Consider the following 17,053-nt stretch of genomic DNA (forward strand, 5'->3'; position numbering starts at 1 on the left):
CGTCCACAATGTACTTACCGTGCAGGGTTCGTCGGGGGCCGTGGACGGTACCGCGAAACCGGCCGGACCGGCCGAGGAGACCGCCCGGGCGAAGTGGTCCCGCGGTCGCAAGATCTTCGCGGTGATCGGGGCGCTCATCTTGGTCTTCGTCGGCGTCTACGTGGCGTACGGGTACCTGAACGGCCTCCCTCCCCAGGTGCTGTCCGTCCTAGGTCGAGGGCAGGCCTACCTGGACGTGGCCTTCATGACGGTCTACACGCCGTCCATCCCGGGCGCCACCGACTTCAATGTCACCGCGATGGTCACCTTCGCCAACGGATGGCAGTTCCCGTTCGCGTGGGGGAATGTGAGCGGTACCTCGCTGCCCGTCCGGTTCGTCCTGAGTCCCAGCGACGTCTTCCGGACCGGTCCGTCGGACGGGTTCGTGTACGGGGAGGCCGTCAGCGGGACGACCCGCATCGGGGTCGTAGGCCCTCACCCGCCCGGCGCGTTCGTGTCGTTGTGGTTCATGACCTACTCCGTCCGGCAGCTGACGGCCTGGCAGGGGTTCACCCAGGCCACGTGGCTCGAGGTGGACTACGCCCTGGCGCCCGTTTCGCTCGACTTTGGCGAACCCCTTCCCGTGGCCAACGTGAGCGCACCTGTCGCGTCCGATCTCATCCCGGCGGGCATCACGGACGACCTGAACCTAAGCGTGCAACCGGGCTACGTCTTGCCGCTGGACCACGACATCTACAACGCGTCGTCTCCGTGGCCCACCTTTCACCACGCGCTGCCCGCGGTCACCTTCCGCGCAGGCAGCGTGGGCAACTTCACCGCGTCGCTGACGTCCTCGTTCCAATGGGCGAAGGGGGACAACTACCGCGTCGAGATGACGTTCTCTGGAGCCTTGCACGGGTATCTGACCTGGTATTGGGACGCACGGTTCGGCTCGTTGTACGCCGTGTTCTCTCCCTAGGACCGCAGTTTGATTTCGGTTCGTCGCCTTTCGTTTTGGGACGACCCAAAATCGCCGGAATACGTGCCAAAGGCTTATGGTCCCGTCGTGAATCCAGTCGGCTCGTGGACCGCCTCGCATACGACGTGGTCGTGGTCGGCGGCGGCGGCGCGGGGCTGCGCGCGGCGATCGCCGCGGCGGAAGCCGAGCCGAAGCTGACTATTGGGTTGCTCTCCAAGGTGTATCCGATGCGGAGCCACACGGTTTCCGCGGAAGGCGGCACCGCCGCGGTCATGCGGGACTACGACAGCTTCGAGCTGCACGCACTCGACACGATCAAGGGCTCCGACTACCTGGCGGACCAGGACGCGGTCGAGTACTTCGTCGCCCACTGTCCGGAGGAAATCGTCCAGCTCGACCACTGGGGATGCCCCTGGTCCCGCGACGACGACGGCAAGATCCAGCAGCGGGCCTTCGGCGGCATGTCCGTGAAGCGGACCTGCTTCGCCGCGGACAAGGTCGGCTTCCACATGCTCCACACCCTTTTCCAGACGTCCATGAAGTATCCCCAGATCGTCCGGCACGACGAGTGGTTCGCGACGGACATCATCGTGGAGAACGGCGTCGCCGCGGGCGTGGTCGCGATCGACATCCGTCGCGGCGAGCTCAGCTACGTGAACGCGAAGGCCGTCGTCCTCGCGACCGGCGGCTCCGGGCGTGTGTACGAGTTCACGACGAACGGGTTCATCAAGACGGGCGACGGGATGGCGCTCGCGTACCGTGCCGGCGTTCCGCTCAAGGACATGGAGATGGTCCAGTTCCATCCCACCTGCCTGCCGGGCACCGGGATCCTGATCACGGAGGCGGCCCGTGGCGAGGGCGGGTACCTGATCAACAAGGACGGGGAGCGGTTCATGAAGAACTACCTCCCGAGCAAGATGGAGCTCGGCCCGCGGGACATCCTCTCCCGGTCGGAGATTCAGGAGATCCGCGCGGGCCGCGGCTTCGAGGGGCCCCACGGCGCGTACGTGGGCCTCGACCTGCGCCACCTCGGCGAGAAGGCGATCGACGAGCGGTTGCCCATGGTCCGGGAGCTCGCGGAGAAGTACCTCGGCCTCGACCCGATCCACGAGCCGATCCCGGTCCGGCCGGGGCAGCACTACATCATGGGCGGCGTCGCGACGAACCTCCGCGGCGAGACGAACGTCCCCGGGCTTTACGCGGTGGGCGAGACCGCGTGCGTCTCGATCAACGGCGCGAACCGCCTCGGGTCGAACAGCCTGAGCGAGTGCCTCGTCTTCGGTAAGTCGACCGGGCTGGCGGCCGCGGCCTACGCGAAGAAGCGGGACTGGCCGCGGGGGACCGCCGCGAAGGAGCACCTCGCGAAGGAGGAGACCCGGATCTTCGGCGGCCTGATGACGCGCGAGGTCGGCAAGGAGAGCGTCGCCGCGATCCGCACGGAGATGCAGCAGATCATGGAGCGGGACGTGGGCATCTTCCGAGACGAGAAGGGCCTCACGGACGCATGCGCGAAGCTCGCGACGTTGCGGCAGCGCTTCGCGAACGTGGGCGTCACGGACAAGGACCGCGTCTTCAACACGGAGCTCCAGCAGGCGTTGGAGCTCGACTTCATGCTCGACGTGGCCCAGGCGATCGCGTGGAGCGCGCTGAACCGGCGGGAGTCCCGCGGGGCGCACAGCCGGACGGACTACGCAAGCCGGGACGACGCGAACTACCTGAAGCACTCCCTCGCGTACCGCACGGACCGCGCGCCCCGGATCGACTACCTGCCCGTGACGATCACCAAGTGGCAGCCCCAGGAGAGGAAGTACTGACATGGCGGAACCGAAGCGCGTCGTGTTCCGCGTCCGGCGCTACCAGCCCCAAGGGACGAAGGGCCCGTACTATCAGGAGTACACGGTCCCGTACCGCGACGACGAGGTCGTGCTGGACGGGCTGAACTACATCAAGGACCACCTGGACCCCACGCTCACGTTCCGCTGGTCGTGCCGGATGGGCATCTGCGGCTCCTGCGGCATGGACGTGAACGGGAAGCCCAAGCTCACGTGCGGCACGTTCATCCGCGACGCGAGCGCGGGCGGCGTCGTCCAGGTGGACCCGCTCACGAGCTTCAACTCGATCAAGGACCTGGTCACGGACTTCGACCCGTTCATGGAGCACTTCCTCCACGTGAAGCCCTGGCTCATCCGGGAGAAGGAGAAACCGCTCTCCGAGGGCGAGTACCTCCAGTACCCCGAGGACCTGGCGGCCTTCCGGCAGCAGAGCCTGTGCATCAACTGCACCCTCTGCATGGCCGCGTGTCCCGTGTTCCAGGGCGACGACGGGTTTATCGGCCCCGCGTCCCTCGCGATGGCCCTGCGGTACATCCGGGATACCCGCGACCAGGGCGCTGAGGAACGGTTCCAGCGCATCTCGACGTCCCACGGGATCTGGGAGTGCACGTTCGTGGGCGAGTGTTCCGTCGTCTGCCCGAAGGAGGTCGATCCCGCGGGCGCGATCCAGACCCTGAAGCTCATGGCGACGACGCGGCGGATGAAGAAGCTCCTCATGCCCAAGTCCGCCCCGAGGTGAACGCATGGTGGAAGTGCGAGAGGCTCGATGGCGACGCCCCGCGGGCTGGTGGGCCCACAACCGGCGGTACCTGCTCTTCATGCTCCGCGAGGCGGGCGGCTCCCTGTCCGCGGTCTACGGGATCATCCTGCTCGGCCTCCTGATCATGGACCACCAGGGTCCCGGCGCGTACGCGAACTACCTCGCGTTCCTCCAGACGCCCGCGATGCTCGTCGTGCAGGGCGTCATCCTTGCGTTCGTCCTCATCCACGCGGTCACGTGGTTCTACCTGATCGGCAAGAGCCAAGCCGCCATGTCCGCGTACCGTGCCCCGTCGTGGACCCGGATCTTGACCCTGATGATCGTGGTCTTCCTGGCCGCGTCGGTCGGCGTGCTGTACGTCGTGTTCGGAGGCGTGTGAATGGGCGACGAGACGGCGGACCGTTTCGACGCGCGCTACAACCCCGGCCACGAAATCATCCGCGCCGAGGCGACGCAGAAGGAAGGCGAGCTCGCCCTCGAGCCGTTCCTTTGGGGCTTGTTCTCCCTGGGCGGCTTCCTCACCGCCTTCCTTCTCCCGATCACGATCCTCGCGCTGTCGTTCTTCGTGCCGCTGGGGATCTGGCCGTCGAGCCGAACCGGGTACGCGTGGCTTCAATCCGCGATGAACCCTGCCGCGGCGTACTACCAAGGACTCCTCGTCCGTTTGTTCTTCCTGCTTGTAATCGCGGGCTCCCTGTTCCATGGGGCGCACCGCTTCACGTACATGGTCTCGGAGGCCGCCGGGCACCGCGGGGAGAAGGGGATCAGCGCCCTGTTCCATGGCCTGGCGGCCCTCGGGAGTCTGATCGCCCTCTACTACGTCCTCGTGGGCTGGCTCCTGTGACGCCGGTTCACGGCGGCAGGACCTTGTAGACGAGGTCCCTCTCCCGCGCGCGGTCCTTCAGCTTCACGCCGACCTCCTGTCCCTTCGCGGCCTCTCGCACGGCGCCATGCTCGATCTGCATGGTCTCCACGACCTGCGTGAGGTTCGTCGAGGGCCCTTGGACCTGGATCGTGTCCCCCACGGCGAGCGCGCCGTCCGTCAGGCGGATGGCCGCCACGCCGATGTGCCCGAAGTAGTGAAAGACCTCGCCGACCTTCGTGCGCTCCATTCTATCCGCGGGAGAACCGGTGGCTCGCGATAAATACGTTGGTCCCGCCTCGGCTGTTCCATGGTCCTGCGGGAGGCGCGGCCTCCAGAAGAAAAGGTTTAAGACGGCTCACTCGCTTCCGCCGCCACAGAAGGGGGAACGGCCTTTCATGGTGATGCCTCTCAACGTTCTAGAAAAATCCATCAACAAGCGCGTCCAGCTTCTCCTCAAGGATAACCGCCTGCTCGAGGGCAAGCTCGTCGGGTACGACGACTACATGAACATGGTCCTCGAGGACACCGAGGAGACCAAGGAGGATAACGTGCGCCGCGTGGGCACGGTCGTCCTCCGCGGGAACAACGTCGTCACGATTGTCCCCAAGTAGCCCCCGCCGGGGGAGAAAATAGATATTCGGACCGCAGCATGCGCGCGCCCGTGCAGTTCGTGATCATCGCGGGAGGATTGGGCACGCGCCTCCGGCCCTTGACGCTCCGCCGCCCCAAGGCGCTCCTCCCTCTCCTGAACCGTCCCCAGATCCTCCATGTCCTGGACCGTCTCCCCATGGGTTGCGACCGTGTCGTCGTCGCAGTGAACTACCTGTACGAGCAGGTCCGCGACTACTTCGAGGTCCTCGACTCCGACGTCGAGGTCGTCGTGGTCAACGAGCCCCAACCGCTCGGGACCGGCGGTGCGATCAAGAACGTCGAGGACCACGTCTCGGGCACCTTCGCGGTCGCGAACGGCGACGTGATCGACCGGATCGACTTCGAAGGGTTCCTGAAGTTCCACCGCCGCCACCGCGGGATCGGGTCCCTCGGCGTCGGCTCCGTCGAAGATCCCACCGCGTACGGGGTCGTCGCCCTGGACGGCGAGCGCATCACGCGCTTCGTCGAGAAGCCCCAGGAGACGGAGGCTCCGAGCAACTTGGCGAACGCGGGCCGCTATCTCCTGGAGCCCGAGGTGTTCGATGCGATTGAGGCGGGGCGGGTCGTCTCCATGGAGCGCGAGGTGTTCCCCAAGCTGATCCCTCGGGGCCTGTACGCCTTCCGCGAGGAGGGCTACTGGTCCGATGCGGGGACGCTCCCCGCGTACCTGGAGGCCCAGCGCTTCCTCCTGGAGGACGGAGGCAGCGGCCTCGCCAAGGGCGCCGAGGTCTCCCGCGCCGACCTCCTGTCGCACGTCCTCGTGGCACCGGGCTGCTTCGTCGAAGGCCACCTGGGGCCCAACGCGGTCCTGGGGAAGGGGTGCAAGGTCGGCCGCTCCGTGGTCCGGAACGCGGCGCTGTTTGACGGCGTGAGCGTGGACGACAAGGTGGAGATCGACACCTCCATCGTCGGGGAAGGCGCGGCGATTGGCGAGGGCGCGCTGGTGCGCAACTCCATCGTGGGGGACGGAGTCCAGGTGCTGCCCCATGCGCGGCTCCTCGGGGCGCGGGTGGACGGATGACGCGGCTCTTCGGGACGAACGGGATTCGGGGCGTCGTGGGCCAGGACATGACCGCCGACCTCGCGGTCCGGGTCGGGCGTGCCATCGGTTCCCAGTTCGGAGCCGGCTCCGTGGTCCTCGCCCGCGACCCGCGCCTATCGGGACCCATGCTCGCCCGAGCGGTCGCGGCGGGCCTCATGTCCGCGGGCCTCGAGGTGATCGACCTCGGGATGGTCCCGACGCCTTGCGCCCAGTACTACATCCACAAGCACGGCCACCTGAAGGGCGGCGTGGTGATCACCGCCTCCCACAACCCCCGGGAGTTCAACGGGATCAAGGCGATCGACGCCCGCGGGATGGAGATGGCTCGGGAGGAAGAGGAGGCCATCGAGACCATCTACTTCGAGGAATCCTACCGCGCCGCGGACTGGTCCGCGGTGGGCGACCTCCGGTCCGACGGGAGCGCGATCGACCTGTACCTTCGCGACATCCTCTCCCGGGTGGATGTCGACGCGATCCGGAAGCGGAAGCTGACCGTGGTCGCGGATCCCGCGAGCGGCGCCGGCTGCGTCACGACGCCGTACCTGCTGCGAATGCTCGGCTGCCGCGTGCTCACCCTGAACGGGCAACCCGACGGTGCATTCCCCGGGCGCCTCCCCGAACCCACGCTGGAGCACCTCGGCGACCTCATGCGGGCCGTGCCCGACTCCAAGGCGGCCCTGGGCGTCGCCCACGACGGCGACGCGGATCGCGCCATCTTCGTGGACGAGACGGGAGCCTTCCTCTACGGCGACCGGAGTCTCGCCCTCCTCGCGAAGTCGGAGCTCGCGGATCACGGCGGTCTCGTGGTGACTCCCGTGAGCACGTCGAGCGTCCTCGACGACGTGGTTCGCGAGGCCGGCGGCAAGGTCCTACGCACGAAGGTGGGCTCCCCGATCGTCGCGCGGACCATGCTCGAGCAGGGCGCCGCGTTCGGCGGCGAGGAGAACGGGGGCATCATCTTCCCCGAGCACCAGTTCTGCCGCGATGGCGGGATGACCCTCGCCAAGATGCTCGAGGTCGTGGCCCGGGAGGGCAAGCCGCTCTCGGTCCTGGTCGCTCAGCTCCCGCAGTACAGCCTGTCCAAGGCGGCCGTGGACGTCCCCATCGACCGACGCGAAGCCACCTTGGAGCGCCTGCTCGGGTTGGTCCGGGACCGGCGCGTCGAGACGATCGACGGCGTCAAGATCCACGAGGAGGACGGCTGGGTCCTCGTCCGCCCCTCGGGGACCGAGCCCCTGTTCCGCGTCTACGCGGAGGCGCGGACCCCGGAGCGGGCGAAGGCGCTCGCCCAGGAAGGATCGGACCTCGTGCGGAAGGCTCTCAGGTCATGAGCGCGGGGAACCAGACGGCCAGGATCGCGTAGGCGAGGATCGCCCCCGCGGATGTGGCGAGCAGGTTCGTGGTCTTCTTGTTCACGATTCCCCTGCGCTCGAGCGTCGCCCCGATCACGCTGTCGATCTGGCAGCCCACGAACCCCAGGACCGCGGGCACGAGGAGGACCTCGGGAAGGCCCGGCATGGTCATGCTCATGCCGTACATCCTCGCCACGTCCCCGAGGATAAACCATCCGACCACGGCCGTGTACAAGGCGGCGGCGACCGCGCACATCTGGCCCAGAACGGAGACGCCGCCGTCCGTGCCCGGTGTCACGCGTTTGAACGACGTGATCAGGTAGGCCTTCGGGGAGAGAACCCCGATCTCGCTGGCCAGGGTGTCGGAGCCCGCCACGGCGAGCCCGGAGAGGAACACCACGCCGCTCACGGTCCGAGGGAGCCAGGGCGGGTTCACGAAGGACAGGATGGCGGCGGCCATCGGGGCGATTCCGTTCGCGAGGACGTTCGACGCCCGGCGCTCCCCCTTGACGCCCTCCTGGACCCCCATGGCCTCCTTAAGGGCGAACTTGTACCGCGTGGCCAGGAAGGAGGAAAGGAGGAAAAAGAGGAGGAGGAAGAGCCAGGTCACGTCGCCGAAGATCCCGATGACCATGCCCACTGCGAAGGCCGCCACGGAGCCGTCCAGCGTGAGGACGTCCTTCGCGTAGGCGAGGTAGCAGAGCACCCCGCACATCCCCAGGCTGACGAGGGCGGAGCCCCAGAGGTCCAGCGCCATTCCGGCATGGAAAGGGGGGTCCCCATAAAGGTTTTCCTTCGCGAATCTCGCCGTCGAAATCCGGCGGCGTCGTTCGAGGCGTCGAAACGTACAAGTACGCGACAATACGTTGTGGATACGCCATAAATACGTTTTGGCGGAGGTATGACGTATGACAGAAGTGCGCGTGGCTCTGTCCGAGGAGATCAACCGGTACCTGGATTCCCTGGTCCGCACGGGTCCGTTCGCGAGCAAGGCGGAACTGGTCCGGGCCGCCCTCGTGTCCTACGCAAGCGAGGCGGGTCCCATGGCCCAGGGCTTCGACCTGGAGACGCGGTTCGCCCCAAACGGGCGCGTGTACCAGTTGGAGTACGCTCGGGAGTGTGCCCGCCGCGGCAGCCCGGGCGTCGGTGCGGTGTACGACGGCGGCGTCCTGCTCGCGGCGACCGCGACCGCCGGGAAGTTGGTGCGTTCGATCCCCAAGATCCGCAGGATCGAGGAGCGCCTCGCGATTCTGGCCTCCGGGTTCGTCGCGGACGCGTACGTCGCGGCCCAACGGGCGCGACAGGCCAAGCCGCAGAGCACGGAGGATGCCCTCGACCTGCTCGTGAGCCTCTACTGGGAACACTCGGCAGACCGGACGAAGCGACCCATGGCCGCCGGGCTCCTGATCGCCAGCGCCCTGGACGGCGATGGACGGCTCTTCTACCTAGACCCCAGCGGCGCGCTCATCGAGTACGAGGCCGCGGCCGTGGGTGACGACGCGGACGAGCGGATGGAGGCCCTCGAGAAGCGGTATCGGAAGGGGACGGCGCGGGAGACGGAACGGCTCCTCCTCGACGTCCTCGGCAAGCCCCCGAAGGTCGAACTCCTGAAGGTGTCCGCCTGACCCTCACCCGAACCAGGTGTCCAGCGATTTCTGCTTCTGGGCGCCTCGGGCCTCGGTGAACTTGGCCAGCGCCTGGTCGATGCGGTCCCGCGAGAACGCGAACTCGTCGCAGAGCATCCTGCGAACGCCCTCCGCATCGGGGTCCCGGAACTCGATGGGGACCTCGGGCAGGACACGAGGCTCGAGGAAGATCCGGCGCACCTCGTCCTTGGACTCGATGTCGATCTGGAGTTCGTCGAGCGCGGGCTCCAGGGAGCCGTGCTTCTTGATCAACGCGAGCGCCTTCTTGGGCCCGATGCCCCGCACGCCCTCGTTGAAGTCCGTGCCGATGAGGAGGGCCATGTCCACGAGCTGCTCCCGCGTGATCCCGAGCGCGGTCAGCGTGGCCTCGAGTCCGATCTCCTCGGGCTGCACATCCACATAGACCTCCTTCCGCGGGAGCTTCCGGCGACCCGTGATCGCGAGGTTCTTCACGAGGCGCGGCGAGCCGAAGAGGAGGGAATCGTAGTCCTGGGACGCCGCGGCGTACGCGGTGCCGGAGCGGGCCATGGCGGACGCCTGGGCCTCGCCCTCGCTAGGCGCCTGGACGCAGGGCACGCCCAGGAGCCCGAGGAGCCGCTTGGACTGCTCGACTATCTCCCGCGTCAGGCGCGAGGTCTGCATGGCCTTCGTCCTCGCCCTGGCCAGATCGCCGATCTCCACGGCCTCCTTCCACTCCCGCTCCGCGCGGACCTTGACCTCGTCGCGCTCGCTGATCGTGCGGGCCTTGAGCCGCGGCGGCTCGCCGTCGAACACGAACACGGGCCGGATGCCCGCGGCCACGAAGTTGGACAGGCGGTAGATCAGGCCGCTCAGGTGGGACGTGATCCGGCCCTGCCCGTCCATGAGCGGCGTGCCGTCGGGCTGGCGGATGATCGCGAGGAACTGGTACAGGGTGTTGAACGCGTCGATCGCAAGGACCTTTCCGGAGAAGTCCTCCAGGGCGCGCTTCTCCGGCGACACGATGTCGGAGAGGATGACTCCCATGGCGTCGCTCCAATGGCGGGCGCGCCTAAAACCCTGCCGTCTACATCTGAGCCTGGCGGATCCCGAGGTACAGGGTGTCCTTGCCCAGGACCGCCTCGATCACGTACGCGTCTTGGGGCGCCTTCGACGCGAAGCGCACCTCGAGGGCGTTCGCCTCCCGGAGGATCATGTCCCGCCAGGGCTTGAGCATGCCGCGGACCTCCGAGCTCCCGACGATGTCGAGCTCCACGACGCTCTCCTCGGTGAGGTTCAGGTCCTTGCGGGAGTCCTTCACGATCCCCACGATTTCCCGCGCGTAGCCTTCCGCGAGGAGGTCCTTGTTGAGCCGCGTGTCCAGGTAGATCACGCCGCCGTCGAAGGGCTCCTCGACGACGTGCTCGGGAATGCTCTCGACGAAGGAGACCATGCTCGGGTCGATCCGCACCTTCTGGCCCTCGATGCCCACGGAGTACTCGCCCTTGTCGAGGCCCGCCTTGATCTTCCAGGCGTCCTGGCTCCGGAGGAGGATCTCGATCTTCTTCGCCCACAGCTTGTACGCCGCGGACACGGAGTCCATGTGGACGTCGATGTCGATCTTCATCCCCCGCCAGGTCTCGTTGGGGGGGATGATGTCGAGCTCCTTCGCGCCGCTTTGCCCAACGATGATCTTGCGGAACGCGCTCACCGCGTCGTAGACCAGGGGATCGCTCGCCTGGATTGCGAGTCGGGACACGGGCCAGTACCGCTCGATCCCGGCGCGCATCTTCGCCTGGAAGGCCGCCTCGAGGGCGCGGCGCAGCACGTCCACGAACGCCTGGACCTGCTCGTCGGAAAGCTGGAGGGTACCCGCTTCCTTGGCGGTCAGGACCTCCTTCTGGATCTGCTTCTGGATCTCCTCCGTCGGACCGACCGTCGCGTCGCGGACCTTCTGGAGCATCTGGGCACCCACTTCGAAGCCGCCCTCCTCGATCGCAGCGCAGGCGGCTTCCAGGAAGTCGCCCTCCTTCCCGCCGAGCAGCCCGCGGTCGAGGAGGATGGGGATCTTGCTGACCGGCGTGTCTTCGAGGGGTCCCAGGGAGACGCCCTCCACCTCGGTGGCGAAGAGGAGCTTCCGGACCAGGTCCTGGACGCCGTCCAGGACCCCGAGGTCCCCGCTCCAGTTCTCGAGGCGGATGCCGTAGGCGTCGTGGATCTCCTTGAGGACCTGGACCGTGTAGAGCGGGAGGACCCGCGGCTCCTTGCCGCGGATTCCCAGGATTACGAACATCTGGGGCCCGCGCGCGGCGAAGAGGTTCTGATGGCCCATCTTCGCTCGCTGGACCCCTCGGGCCCCGGAGTCCGCGAAGGCCTTCGTGATGAGGGCCTTGGCCTGGGCCTCCATGGTCGCGGCCTTGTCCGCCTCCTCGGCGGAGAGGTACACGCGGCTCTCGTGGCAGATCAGGTCCCCGCCCTCATGGAACAGGATTGCGTCCTCGATCGAGTAGCCGTCCTCCGCCTCCACGCGAACAATCTTGGAGTCCGTGACCTGGTGCTTCGCATCGTCGAGAGGGCGGGTGTAGTGGATCTCGAAGTCGAGGTCCATGGTGCCCGCTTCCCGCGGGCGGACGCCGAACTCGAGGGAGACTTTCTCGTTGGGGTCCAGCTTCTCCACGCTGTGGAGCCCATGGACGTCGGCAGGGCCGTTGACCACGGGGATGATGTTCTTCGCGGGCCAGTCCCCCTTGTTCTCGATCCGGAGCTCCATCCGGTTCCACCGGTTCGCCTGGAGGCCCGCGTTCTTCTCTTCGAGGAAGAGGCGCGGGTAGCGGTCCCGGAGGATCTGCTCGAGGCGCGCCCTCGCGGTCGCCTCAGCCCGGTCGATCAGGGGCTCGAGCCCCTTGAAGTCCTCGGCCTTGAGCGCCTCCTCGGCCTTTGCGAGCAGGACCTCCACATCGCCCAGGTCCGCGTGGACCTCCTTGGCCTCCGCGACGGTCGCCTGGAGCTTGGCGAGTTCCTCTTTGGCCCGCGCCAGGACCGTGTGGCGCCGCTGGCGCGCCAGGCTGTCCTTGGCGCGGCGGAGGTAGTCCTCCATCTGCCGGTAGTTCTTCCGCTGGATGGCCGCCTCGATCTTCGTGAGGTACGACTCCGCCTCGCGGGCGTCGAGGTTCTGGCTCTTGGCGATCTGGATGTCGTTGATCAGGGAAGCGAGCTCAATCTCCACGCGCTTCGCCGCGATTTCCCCCTTCGCGCGCTCCAGGGACTCGTGGAGCCCCGCGTGGATCTCGCGGACGCGCTCGTACTTCCCCTCGTGGAACGCTTCTTCGGCTTCCCGGAGGAGCAGCTCCGCCTGGCTCACGTCGACCCCGAGGGACCGCATCTCGCCGACCGTGTCGCGGGCCGCGGCCATGAGGTCTCCCATGCGGCTCTGCAGCTGCTCCTGGGCCGCGTCCGCCTGCGCCTTCGCCTGTTCGATGAACTGGAGAGCGAGCCGCACGTCCGTCTCGAGGGTCGACTGGGCCTTCGCGAGGAGCTCGTTCGCCGCCACGGTCTGCTCGACGCCGAGGGCGTCGATGAGCTTCGCGGTCAGGGTAATCGGGCTGTCCGCGAGCGCCCCCATGTCCGCGTTGGGGTCGGTCGCCACGTAGAGGAGCTTCTTGATGACGTCGTCGATCCCGTCGAGCTGGTGCAGGAGCCCCGTCCACTTGTCGAGGACGGTCCCATATTTCGTCTCGACCTCCTGGAGGATCTGCGCCATGTAGAGCGGGAGGAGCCGCGGTTCCTCGCCCACGACGACCGTGGCCAGGTACGTGTGGTCCGAGCGCTCGATGAGGACCTTCTCGTCCCCGAAGCCGAGTCGGTCGAGGCCCTTCCGGGCGCGCTTGAAGGAATCCTTGACGAAGTCCCGGACGACGGTCAGCATGCCCGAGAAGATGTCCTCGTCGATCTCCTCGCGGAACTTGCGGGAGTGGTGGCTGATCAGCCGGCCGTCCGAGTGGATCAGGAACACATCCTCCACGAGGTACGTGCCCTCGGGCTCCACCTTGACGCTTTGCCGGTCCTTGAGCTCGTAGCGGTTCTCGTCGAACATCCGCTGGTACGCGACGTCGACCGTGATGGGCAGATCTCCCGAGGTCCCCGGCTTCAGCCCAACCTCGACGAGCTTCCGCTCCCCGACGCCGAGCTCGGCGATCGGCGTGGAGCCCTTGACCTCGACGTCGCCCTCGAACCCGAACTCCACGTTCCGCGCGGGGAGCTTGCCCCGGTTCTCGACCTCGAACACGTAGCGGTTCCAGTTGTTCGCCTGGAGGCCCGTGGTCGGGAGGTGGAGGACCAGGTTCGGGTAGCGGTTCTTGATGAAGTTCGCGATCTGCATCCCGATGGAGACCTCGGCCTGTTTGATTAGGATGTCCGCCATCGCGAGGTCGTTCTTGCGGACCGCCTCCTCGGCCTGGGCCAGGGACGATTCCGACTCGCCGATCTCCGCGCCGAGGCGCTTCGCGTTCGCGATCATGGCGGAGACCGCGTGCATCCGGGACTGGTAGCGGTTGATGAAATGATCACTGCGCGACTTCTCGAGGGCCTCCTTCGCTGAGGCGACGCCGTTCTGGAAGCCGGGGACGTCCCCTGCCTCGATGGCGTGGCGAGCGTCGTCGAGCTTCCCGCGGGCCTCGGCCACGGGGATCCCGAGCCGCTCGCTCTGGACGAGCAGGTCCTCGAGGGTCTGGACCTCCTCGAGGGACCGGCGCTGGAGGGCTTTCTGCTTCGCCTCGAGCACCTTCTCCTGGAGGTCTCCCTTGATCTTGTAGACGGCCTCGAGGTCGCCGGCGACCGCCGCCTCCGCGGCGTGCTGCCGCGACTCCTGAAGTTCCTCGGAGAGGAGCCCGAGTTCGAGCCCTTCGTCGATCAGGGGCGAAAGGGATCCGACGAGGCCGTCCAGGTGGGCCTTCGAGGCGATGTCGATCGCCTCGGAGATCTCCTTGCGGTACGTCTCCATCTCCTCCAGGTTCCCTTCGGAGGCGCGCGCGTCCGCCTTGTCCCAGATTTCTTGGGGGATGCGCATGTCCGCCCCGAGCTTGGCATGGGCGTCGATGCTCGCCTTGAGCTCGGCGAGCTCGTCCCGCAGGGAGCGTGTGGCACGGTCGCGGCGTGCATCCGTCAGGATGTCCTCGATGACCTTCTTGTACTCGATCGCCTCGACGTACCGTCCGTCCTCGATCGCCTCGTGGGCGTTCACGAGGACCATGGCCGCGCGCCCCGGGTCGAGACCCGCGGTCTTCGTCTCTTCGAGGTCGCGCTCCGCCGTGCCGACGAGGTCGCGCGCCGCGGCCTCGAGCCCGATCGCGAGCCCCTGGGCCATCTCCTGGGTCTCGGCGAGTTCGGCGTGGACCTCGGGGAAGCGCCCTTCTTCGAGGGACTGCTCCGCCCGGGCCATGGCGGCGTCGGCGTTCACGATGGAGATGTCCGCCCGGGCCAGGTCCGCGAGGACTTTCCGGAGGGCTTGCAGCTCCTTCCGGGCGGCATCCTGGGCCTTGCGGAGTTCGAGCGCCTTGGCGTCCTCGATGAGCTTGAGCGCTTCCGTCATCCGCGTTTCGGCGGCGCGGGCGAACTCGACCGCGTCCGCGTATTCCTCGTGGTCGAAGTGGCTCTGCGCGCGGGCGAGCTGGTCCGCCGCGTCGGTCACGTCGACCCCGTTCTCCATCCCCTCCTGAATCTTCCTCTCGGCGCGCTGGATGAGCGCGCGGGCCGCCGCGACGAGCTCGTCCATGAGCTCCTTGGCCGTGTCGTCAAGGCCGCTCAGGATCGCATCGACGTCATCGAACGCACGTTCGTCGAGGGCTTTCTCCGCTTTGTGGAGGTCCTCCTCGGCGCCCGTGATGTCGATGTCGGCCTTCCGGAGATCCTCGATGAGCTTCTTGACCGCGATGAACTTCGTGGCGGCGGACTTCGCCTTGTCCATGGCCACGCGCTGTTGCTCCAAGAGCCGATCGCGGCGCTTGCCCTCGATCACCCGATCGAGGTCCTCCGCGGCTCGGATGGCGAGGCCCGCCCGGCCCTCCTTGAGGTGGGCCTCCGCTTCCCCGAGGGACGCCTCCATCTCCGGGGTGAGGTAGCTCTCCTCGCGGGCCGTCGCGATCTTCTCGCGCAGGTGATCAAGTGCCGTGGCCGCCTGCTGCTGCAGGGCGACCTTGGCGCCGTCCACGAGGCCCTCCGCCGCCGCGACGTACCGCTCCGCCCGATCCAGGTCCTCGTCCTTGATGGCCTGGTCCGCGCTCGCGAGGAGGGCCAGCGCCTTCGCGAGATCGAGTTTCTCCTCGACGAGGTGCCGGACTTCCTGGCCCACCGCCTGCATCCGTGCCTGGAGTCCCTGCACGCGGTCCGCCCGGGCCTGGGCTTCCTGCTCGCGGCTCTCGGCCTTGGCTTGGAGGGCCGATTGGGTGATCCGCTGGACTTCGTCGATGCAGGACTTGCTGATGTAGATCGTGTCGCCGTAGCGGCCCTCCGCGTATGCGGATTCGGCCTCCTTGAGCATCATGAGCACGGGCGCGTCCACGGAGAGACCCCCGGCCTGCGCGTGGTCAATCTCGCCCCGAGCGCGGCCGAGGACTTCGGCGGCCTCCCCCCGGAGGGTCTCCCGCAACGTCTGGAAGTCGTGTTCCACGGCGTCGAGCAGCCCGTCCGCGTTCGGGAACCGGCGCTCTTGGACCGCGATCGCCGCATCAGCGAGCTTGCCTTCCATGGCGATCGTGTCCTGGCCCGCCTGGCGCAGCTTGACAATTTCGTCGCGCGCCCGCAGGACCCGGTCGCCGAGGTTCCTCTCCGCCTCGGCGTCCGTCGTGTGGAGGTGCTCGTCGATGAGGGCTTGCAGGTCCACCGTCTTCCCGAGGGAGATCGCGTCGTCCACCTGGCGGAGGAGCTGGCGGCCGACTTCGGGGTCGAGCCCGCGCGGGGCGTTGATGAGAATGACCTTGAGGGAGCGCTCCAGGACCCCGCGGAAGTGCGCTTCCCGGGCGCCCTCCGCCGCGTGGCGCGCATGGGCGACCAGCCGACGCGCCGTGCCGAGGTCGTGGGTCGTGACCGCCTTCTCCAGGTCGGCGAGAACCGCTTCGAACTCGGAGGAGTCCGCGCCTAGCTTCTGCAAGTCCGCGAGATCGAGGCGCAGGCCGGCCAGGGAGTCCTGGACCCGTTTCAGAAGGACAGACTCGCGCACGGCGTCGTGGGCGAAGATCGCACTCTCGCGGACCTTGGGGTAATCGCGAATCTGGAGGGCCTTCTCCCCCTCCTGGAGGAATGCTTCGGCCCGGGCGACGTCCACGCCTCGGCGCCCCTCCCGAGAGGTTTCTCGCTCGACTTCGCGGATCACGCCGTCCGCGGCCGCGTGGCGTCGAGCCTCCTGGAGGCCGTGGCGCGCCTTCTGGGAGAGGATCTGGACGTCCGCGAACACGCCCTTCCGCAGGGCGTCCCGTGCGCTTGTGAGATGCTTGCGAGATTCCGTGATGTTCACGCCCGCCTTCCGGGCGGCGTCCACGTCGCCTGCGGCGCCGTCCAGGATGCGTTCGGCCCGCGCGTACTTCCGAGCCGCCTCCGCCTTCTCGATGGCTTTCGCGGTCAGGGGCCGGATCTTGGAGTAGTCCCGCAACGCCAGCGCCTCGCGGGCGTCCGCGAGGACGCCCTCGGCGTCCACGACGCTGCCCCCGCGCTCCCGCGCGTAGTTCACGCGGGCCTGGGCGTTGTCCAGAACCTTCTGGAGAAGCCTCCCCCTCCGTTGGTCGAGGGTGCGGATCGAGATGCGACGGAGGAGCCGCTCGGCGCCGGCATGGTCTCCGGCCGCGGCGCGGGCCTTCGCCTTCGCGATATTCCACTCGAAGGCCGTGGTCTCGATGCCCGCCTGCTTCGCGTCGTGGAGGACGCTTTCTGCGTGCGTGAGCGCCTCCGCGACCCGGGCCCGCCGCTTCGTGAGCTCGATCGCGCGTCGGGAGGCCCGGG

Annotated in this window: 13 protein-coding genes; 9 read left to right on the top strand and 4 right to left on the bottom strand. The window is 67.7% G+C overall.

Going from position 1 to position 17,053, the window contains the following annotated elements:
- The first annotated feature begins 19 nt into the window (after positions 1-19).
- The 5 genes from VEY12_10655 to VEY12_10675 all read left to right on the top strand — a co-directional run bounded on the left by VEY12_10655 (position 20) and on the right by VEY12_10675 (position 4,394).
- Positions 20-958: a hypothetical protein gene (locus VEY12_10655; GenBank protein ID HYM40577.1), complete on the top strand. Its 939-nt coding sequence runs from the start codon at positions 20-22 to the stop codon at positions 956-958.
- A gap of 104 nt (positions 959-1,062) precedes the next feature.
- Complete coding sequence (locus tag VEY12_10660; protein HYM40578.1) at positions 1,063-2,772, top strand: succinate dehydrogenase/fumarate reductase flavoprotein subunit; 1,710 nt, start codon at positions 1,063-1,065, stop codon at positions 2,770-2,772.
- A gap of 1 nt (position 2,773) precedes the next feature.
- Positions 2,774-3,529 (top strand): succinate dehydrogenase iron-sulfur subunit, encoded by a 756-nt coding sequence (gene sdhB / locus VEY12_10665; protein ID HYM40579.1) that lies wholly within the window; start codon positions 2,774-2,776, stop codon positions 3,527-3,529.
- A gap of 4 nt (positions 3,530-3,533) precedes the next feature.
- A complete protein-coding gene (locus tag VEY12_10670; GenBank protein ID HYM40580.1) occupies positions 3,534-3,929 on the top strand; it encodes a hypothetical protein in 396 nt (131 codons plus the stop codon).
- On the top strand, positions 3,930-4,394 hold the full coding sequence (locus tag VEY12_10675; protein HYM40581.1) for a hypothetical protein: 465 nt from the start codon (positions 3,930-3,932) through the stop codon (positions 4,392-4,394).
- 7 nt (positions 4,395-4,401) lie between these two features.
- On the opposite strand, the gene VEY12_10680 is transcribed toward VEY12_10675, so the two are convergent.
- The gene (locus tag VEY12_10680; GenBank protein HYM40582.1) at positions 4,402-4,662 is read right to left on the bottom strand and encodes an EF-Tu/IF-2/RF-3 family GTPase; all 261 of its coding nucleotides are present in this window, start codon (positions 4,660-4,662) and stop codon (positions 4,402-4,404) included.
- Positions 4,663-4,810: 148 nt separating this feature from the next.
- Here VEY12_10680 and VEY12_10685 point away from each other — a divergent pair, with 148 nt between their 5' ends.
- Genes VEY12_10685 through glmM form a run of 3 tightly spaced genes read left to right on the top strand, consistent with a single transcriptional unit; the run spans position 4,811 to position 7,439 of the window.
- A complete protein-coding gene (locus tag VEY12_10685; GenBank protein HYM40583.1) occupies positions 4,811-5,026 on the top strand; it encodes an LSM domain-containing protein in 216 nt (71 codons plus the stop codon).
- A gap of 38 nt (positions 5,027-5,064) precedes the next feature.
- Positions 5,065-6,087 carry an NDP-sugar synthase gene (locus VEY12_10690; GenBank protein ID HYM40584.1) on the top strand — a complete coding sequence of 341 codons (1,023 nt, stop codon included), beginning with the start codon at positions 5,065-5,067 and terminating at the stop codon, positions 6,085-6,087.
- Positions 6,084-7,439, top strand: a complete 1,356-nt coding sequence (glmM, locus tag VEY12_10695; protein ID HYM40585.1) for a phosphoglucosamine mutase — start codon at positions 6,084-6,086, stop codon at positions 7,437-7,439. The genes VEY12_10690 and glmM overlap by 4 nt, the downstream gene beginning before the upstream one ends.
- On the opposite strand, the gene VEY12_10700 is transcribed toward glmM, so the two are convergent.
- Positions 7,429-8,217: a DUF92 domain-containing protein gene (locus tag VEY12_10700; GenBank protein HYM40586.1), complete on the bottom strand. Its 789-nt coding sequence runs from the start codon at positions 8,215-8,217 to the stop codon at positions 7,429-7,431. The genes glmM and VEY12_10700 overlap by 11 nt on opposite strands.
- Before the next feature lie 151 nt (positions 8,218-8,368).
- Here VEY12_10700 and VEY12_10705 point away from each other — a divergent pair, with 151 nt between their 5' ends.
- Positions 8,369-9,085 (top strand): hypothetical protein, encoded by a 717-nt coding sequence (locus VEY12_10705; protein HYM40587.1) that lies wholly within the window; start codon positions 8,369-8,371, stop codon positions 9,083-9,085.
- A 3-nt stretch (positions 9,086-9,088) separates the two neighbouring features.
- Here VEY12_10705 and fen read toward each other — a convergent pair whose 3' ends face one another.
- Positions 9,089-10,111, bottom strand: coding sequence for a flap endonuclease-1 (gene fen, locus VEY12_10710; GenBank protein HYM40588.1), 1,023 nt, complete (start codon positions 10,109-10,111; stop codon positions 9,089-9,091).
- 40 nt (positions 10,112-10,151) lie between these two features.
- Positions 10,152-17,053: DUF5915 domain-containing protein (locus tag VEY12_10715; GenBank protein ID HYM40589.1), on the bottom strand; the 6,902-nt coding region annotated here is incomplete at its 5' end.

The organism is Thermoplasmata archaeon (genome assembly GCA_035632695.1).
Classification (GTDB): Archaea; Thermoplasmatota; Thermoplasmata; order RBG-16-68-12; family RBG-16-68-12; genus RBG-16-68-12.

What these genes read in the sequence shown, in the direction of transcription:
- sdhB (HYM40579.1), top strand. Translation starts at nt 2,774, where the DNA reads ATGGCGGAACCGAAGCGCGTCGTGTTCCGCGTCCGGCGCTACCAGCCC.
- VEY12_10670 (HYM40580.1), top strand. Translation starts at nt 3,534, where the DNA reads ATGGTGGAAGTGCGAGAGGCTCGATGGCGACGCCCCGCGGGCTGGTGG.
- VEY12_10675 (HYM40581.1), top strand. Translation starts at nt 3,930, where the DNA reads ATGGGCGACGAGACGGCGGACCGTTTCGACGCGCGCTACAACCCCGGC.
- VEY12_10680 (HYM40582.1), bottom strand. Translation starts at nt 4,662, where the DNA reads ATGGAGCGCACGAAGGTCGGCGAGGTCTTTCACTACTTCGGGCACATC.
- VEY12_10685 (HYM40583.1), top strand. Translation starts at nt 4,811, where the DNA reads ATGGTGATGCCTCTCAACGTTCTAGAAAAATCCATCAACAAGCGCGTC.
- VEY12_10690 (HYM40584.1), top strand. Translation starts at nt 5,065, where the DNA reads ATGCGCGCGCCCGTGCAGTTCGTGATCATCGCGGGAGGATTGGGCACG.
- glmM (HYM40585.1), top strand. Translation starts at nt 6,084, where the DNA reads ATGACGCGGCTCTTCGGGACGAACGGGATTCGGGGCGTCGTGGGCCAG.
- VEY12_10700 (HYM40586.1), bottom strand. Translation starts at nt 8,217, where the DNA reads ATGGCGCTGGACCTCTGGGGCTCCGCCCTCGTCAGCCTGGGGATGTGC.
- VEY12_10705 (HYM40587.1), top strand. Translation starts at nt 8,369, where the DNA reads ATGACAGAAGTGCGCGTGGCTCTGTCCGAGGAGATCAACCGGTACCTG.
- fen (HYM40588.1), bottom strand. Translation starts at nt 10,111, where the DNA reads ATGGGAGTCATCCTCTCCGACATCGTGTCGCCGGAGAAGCGCGCCCTG.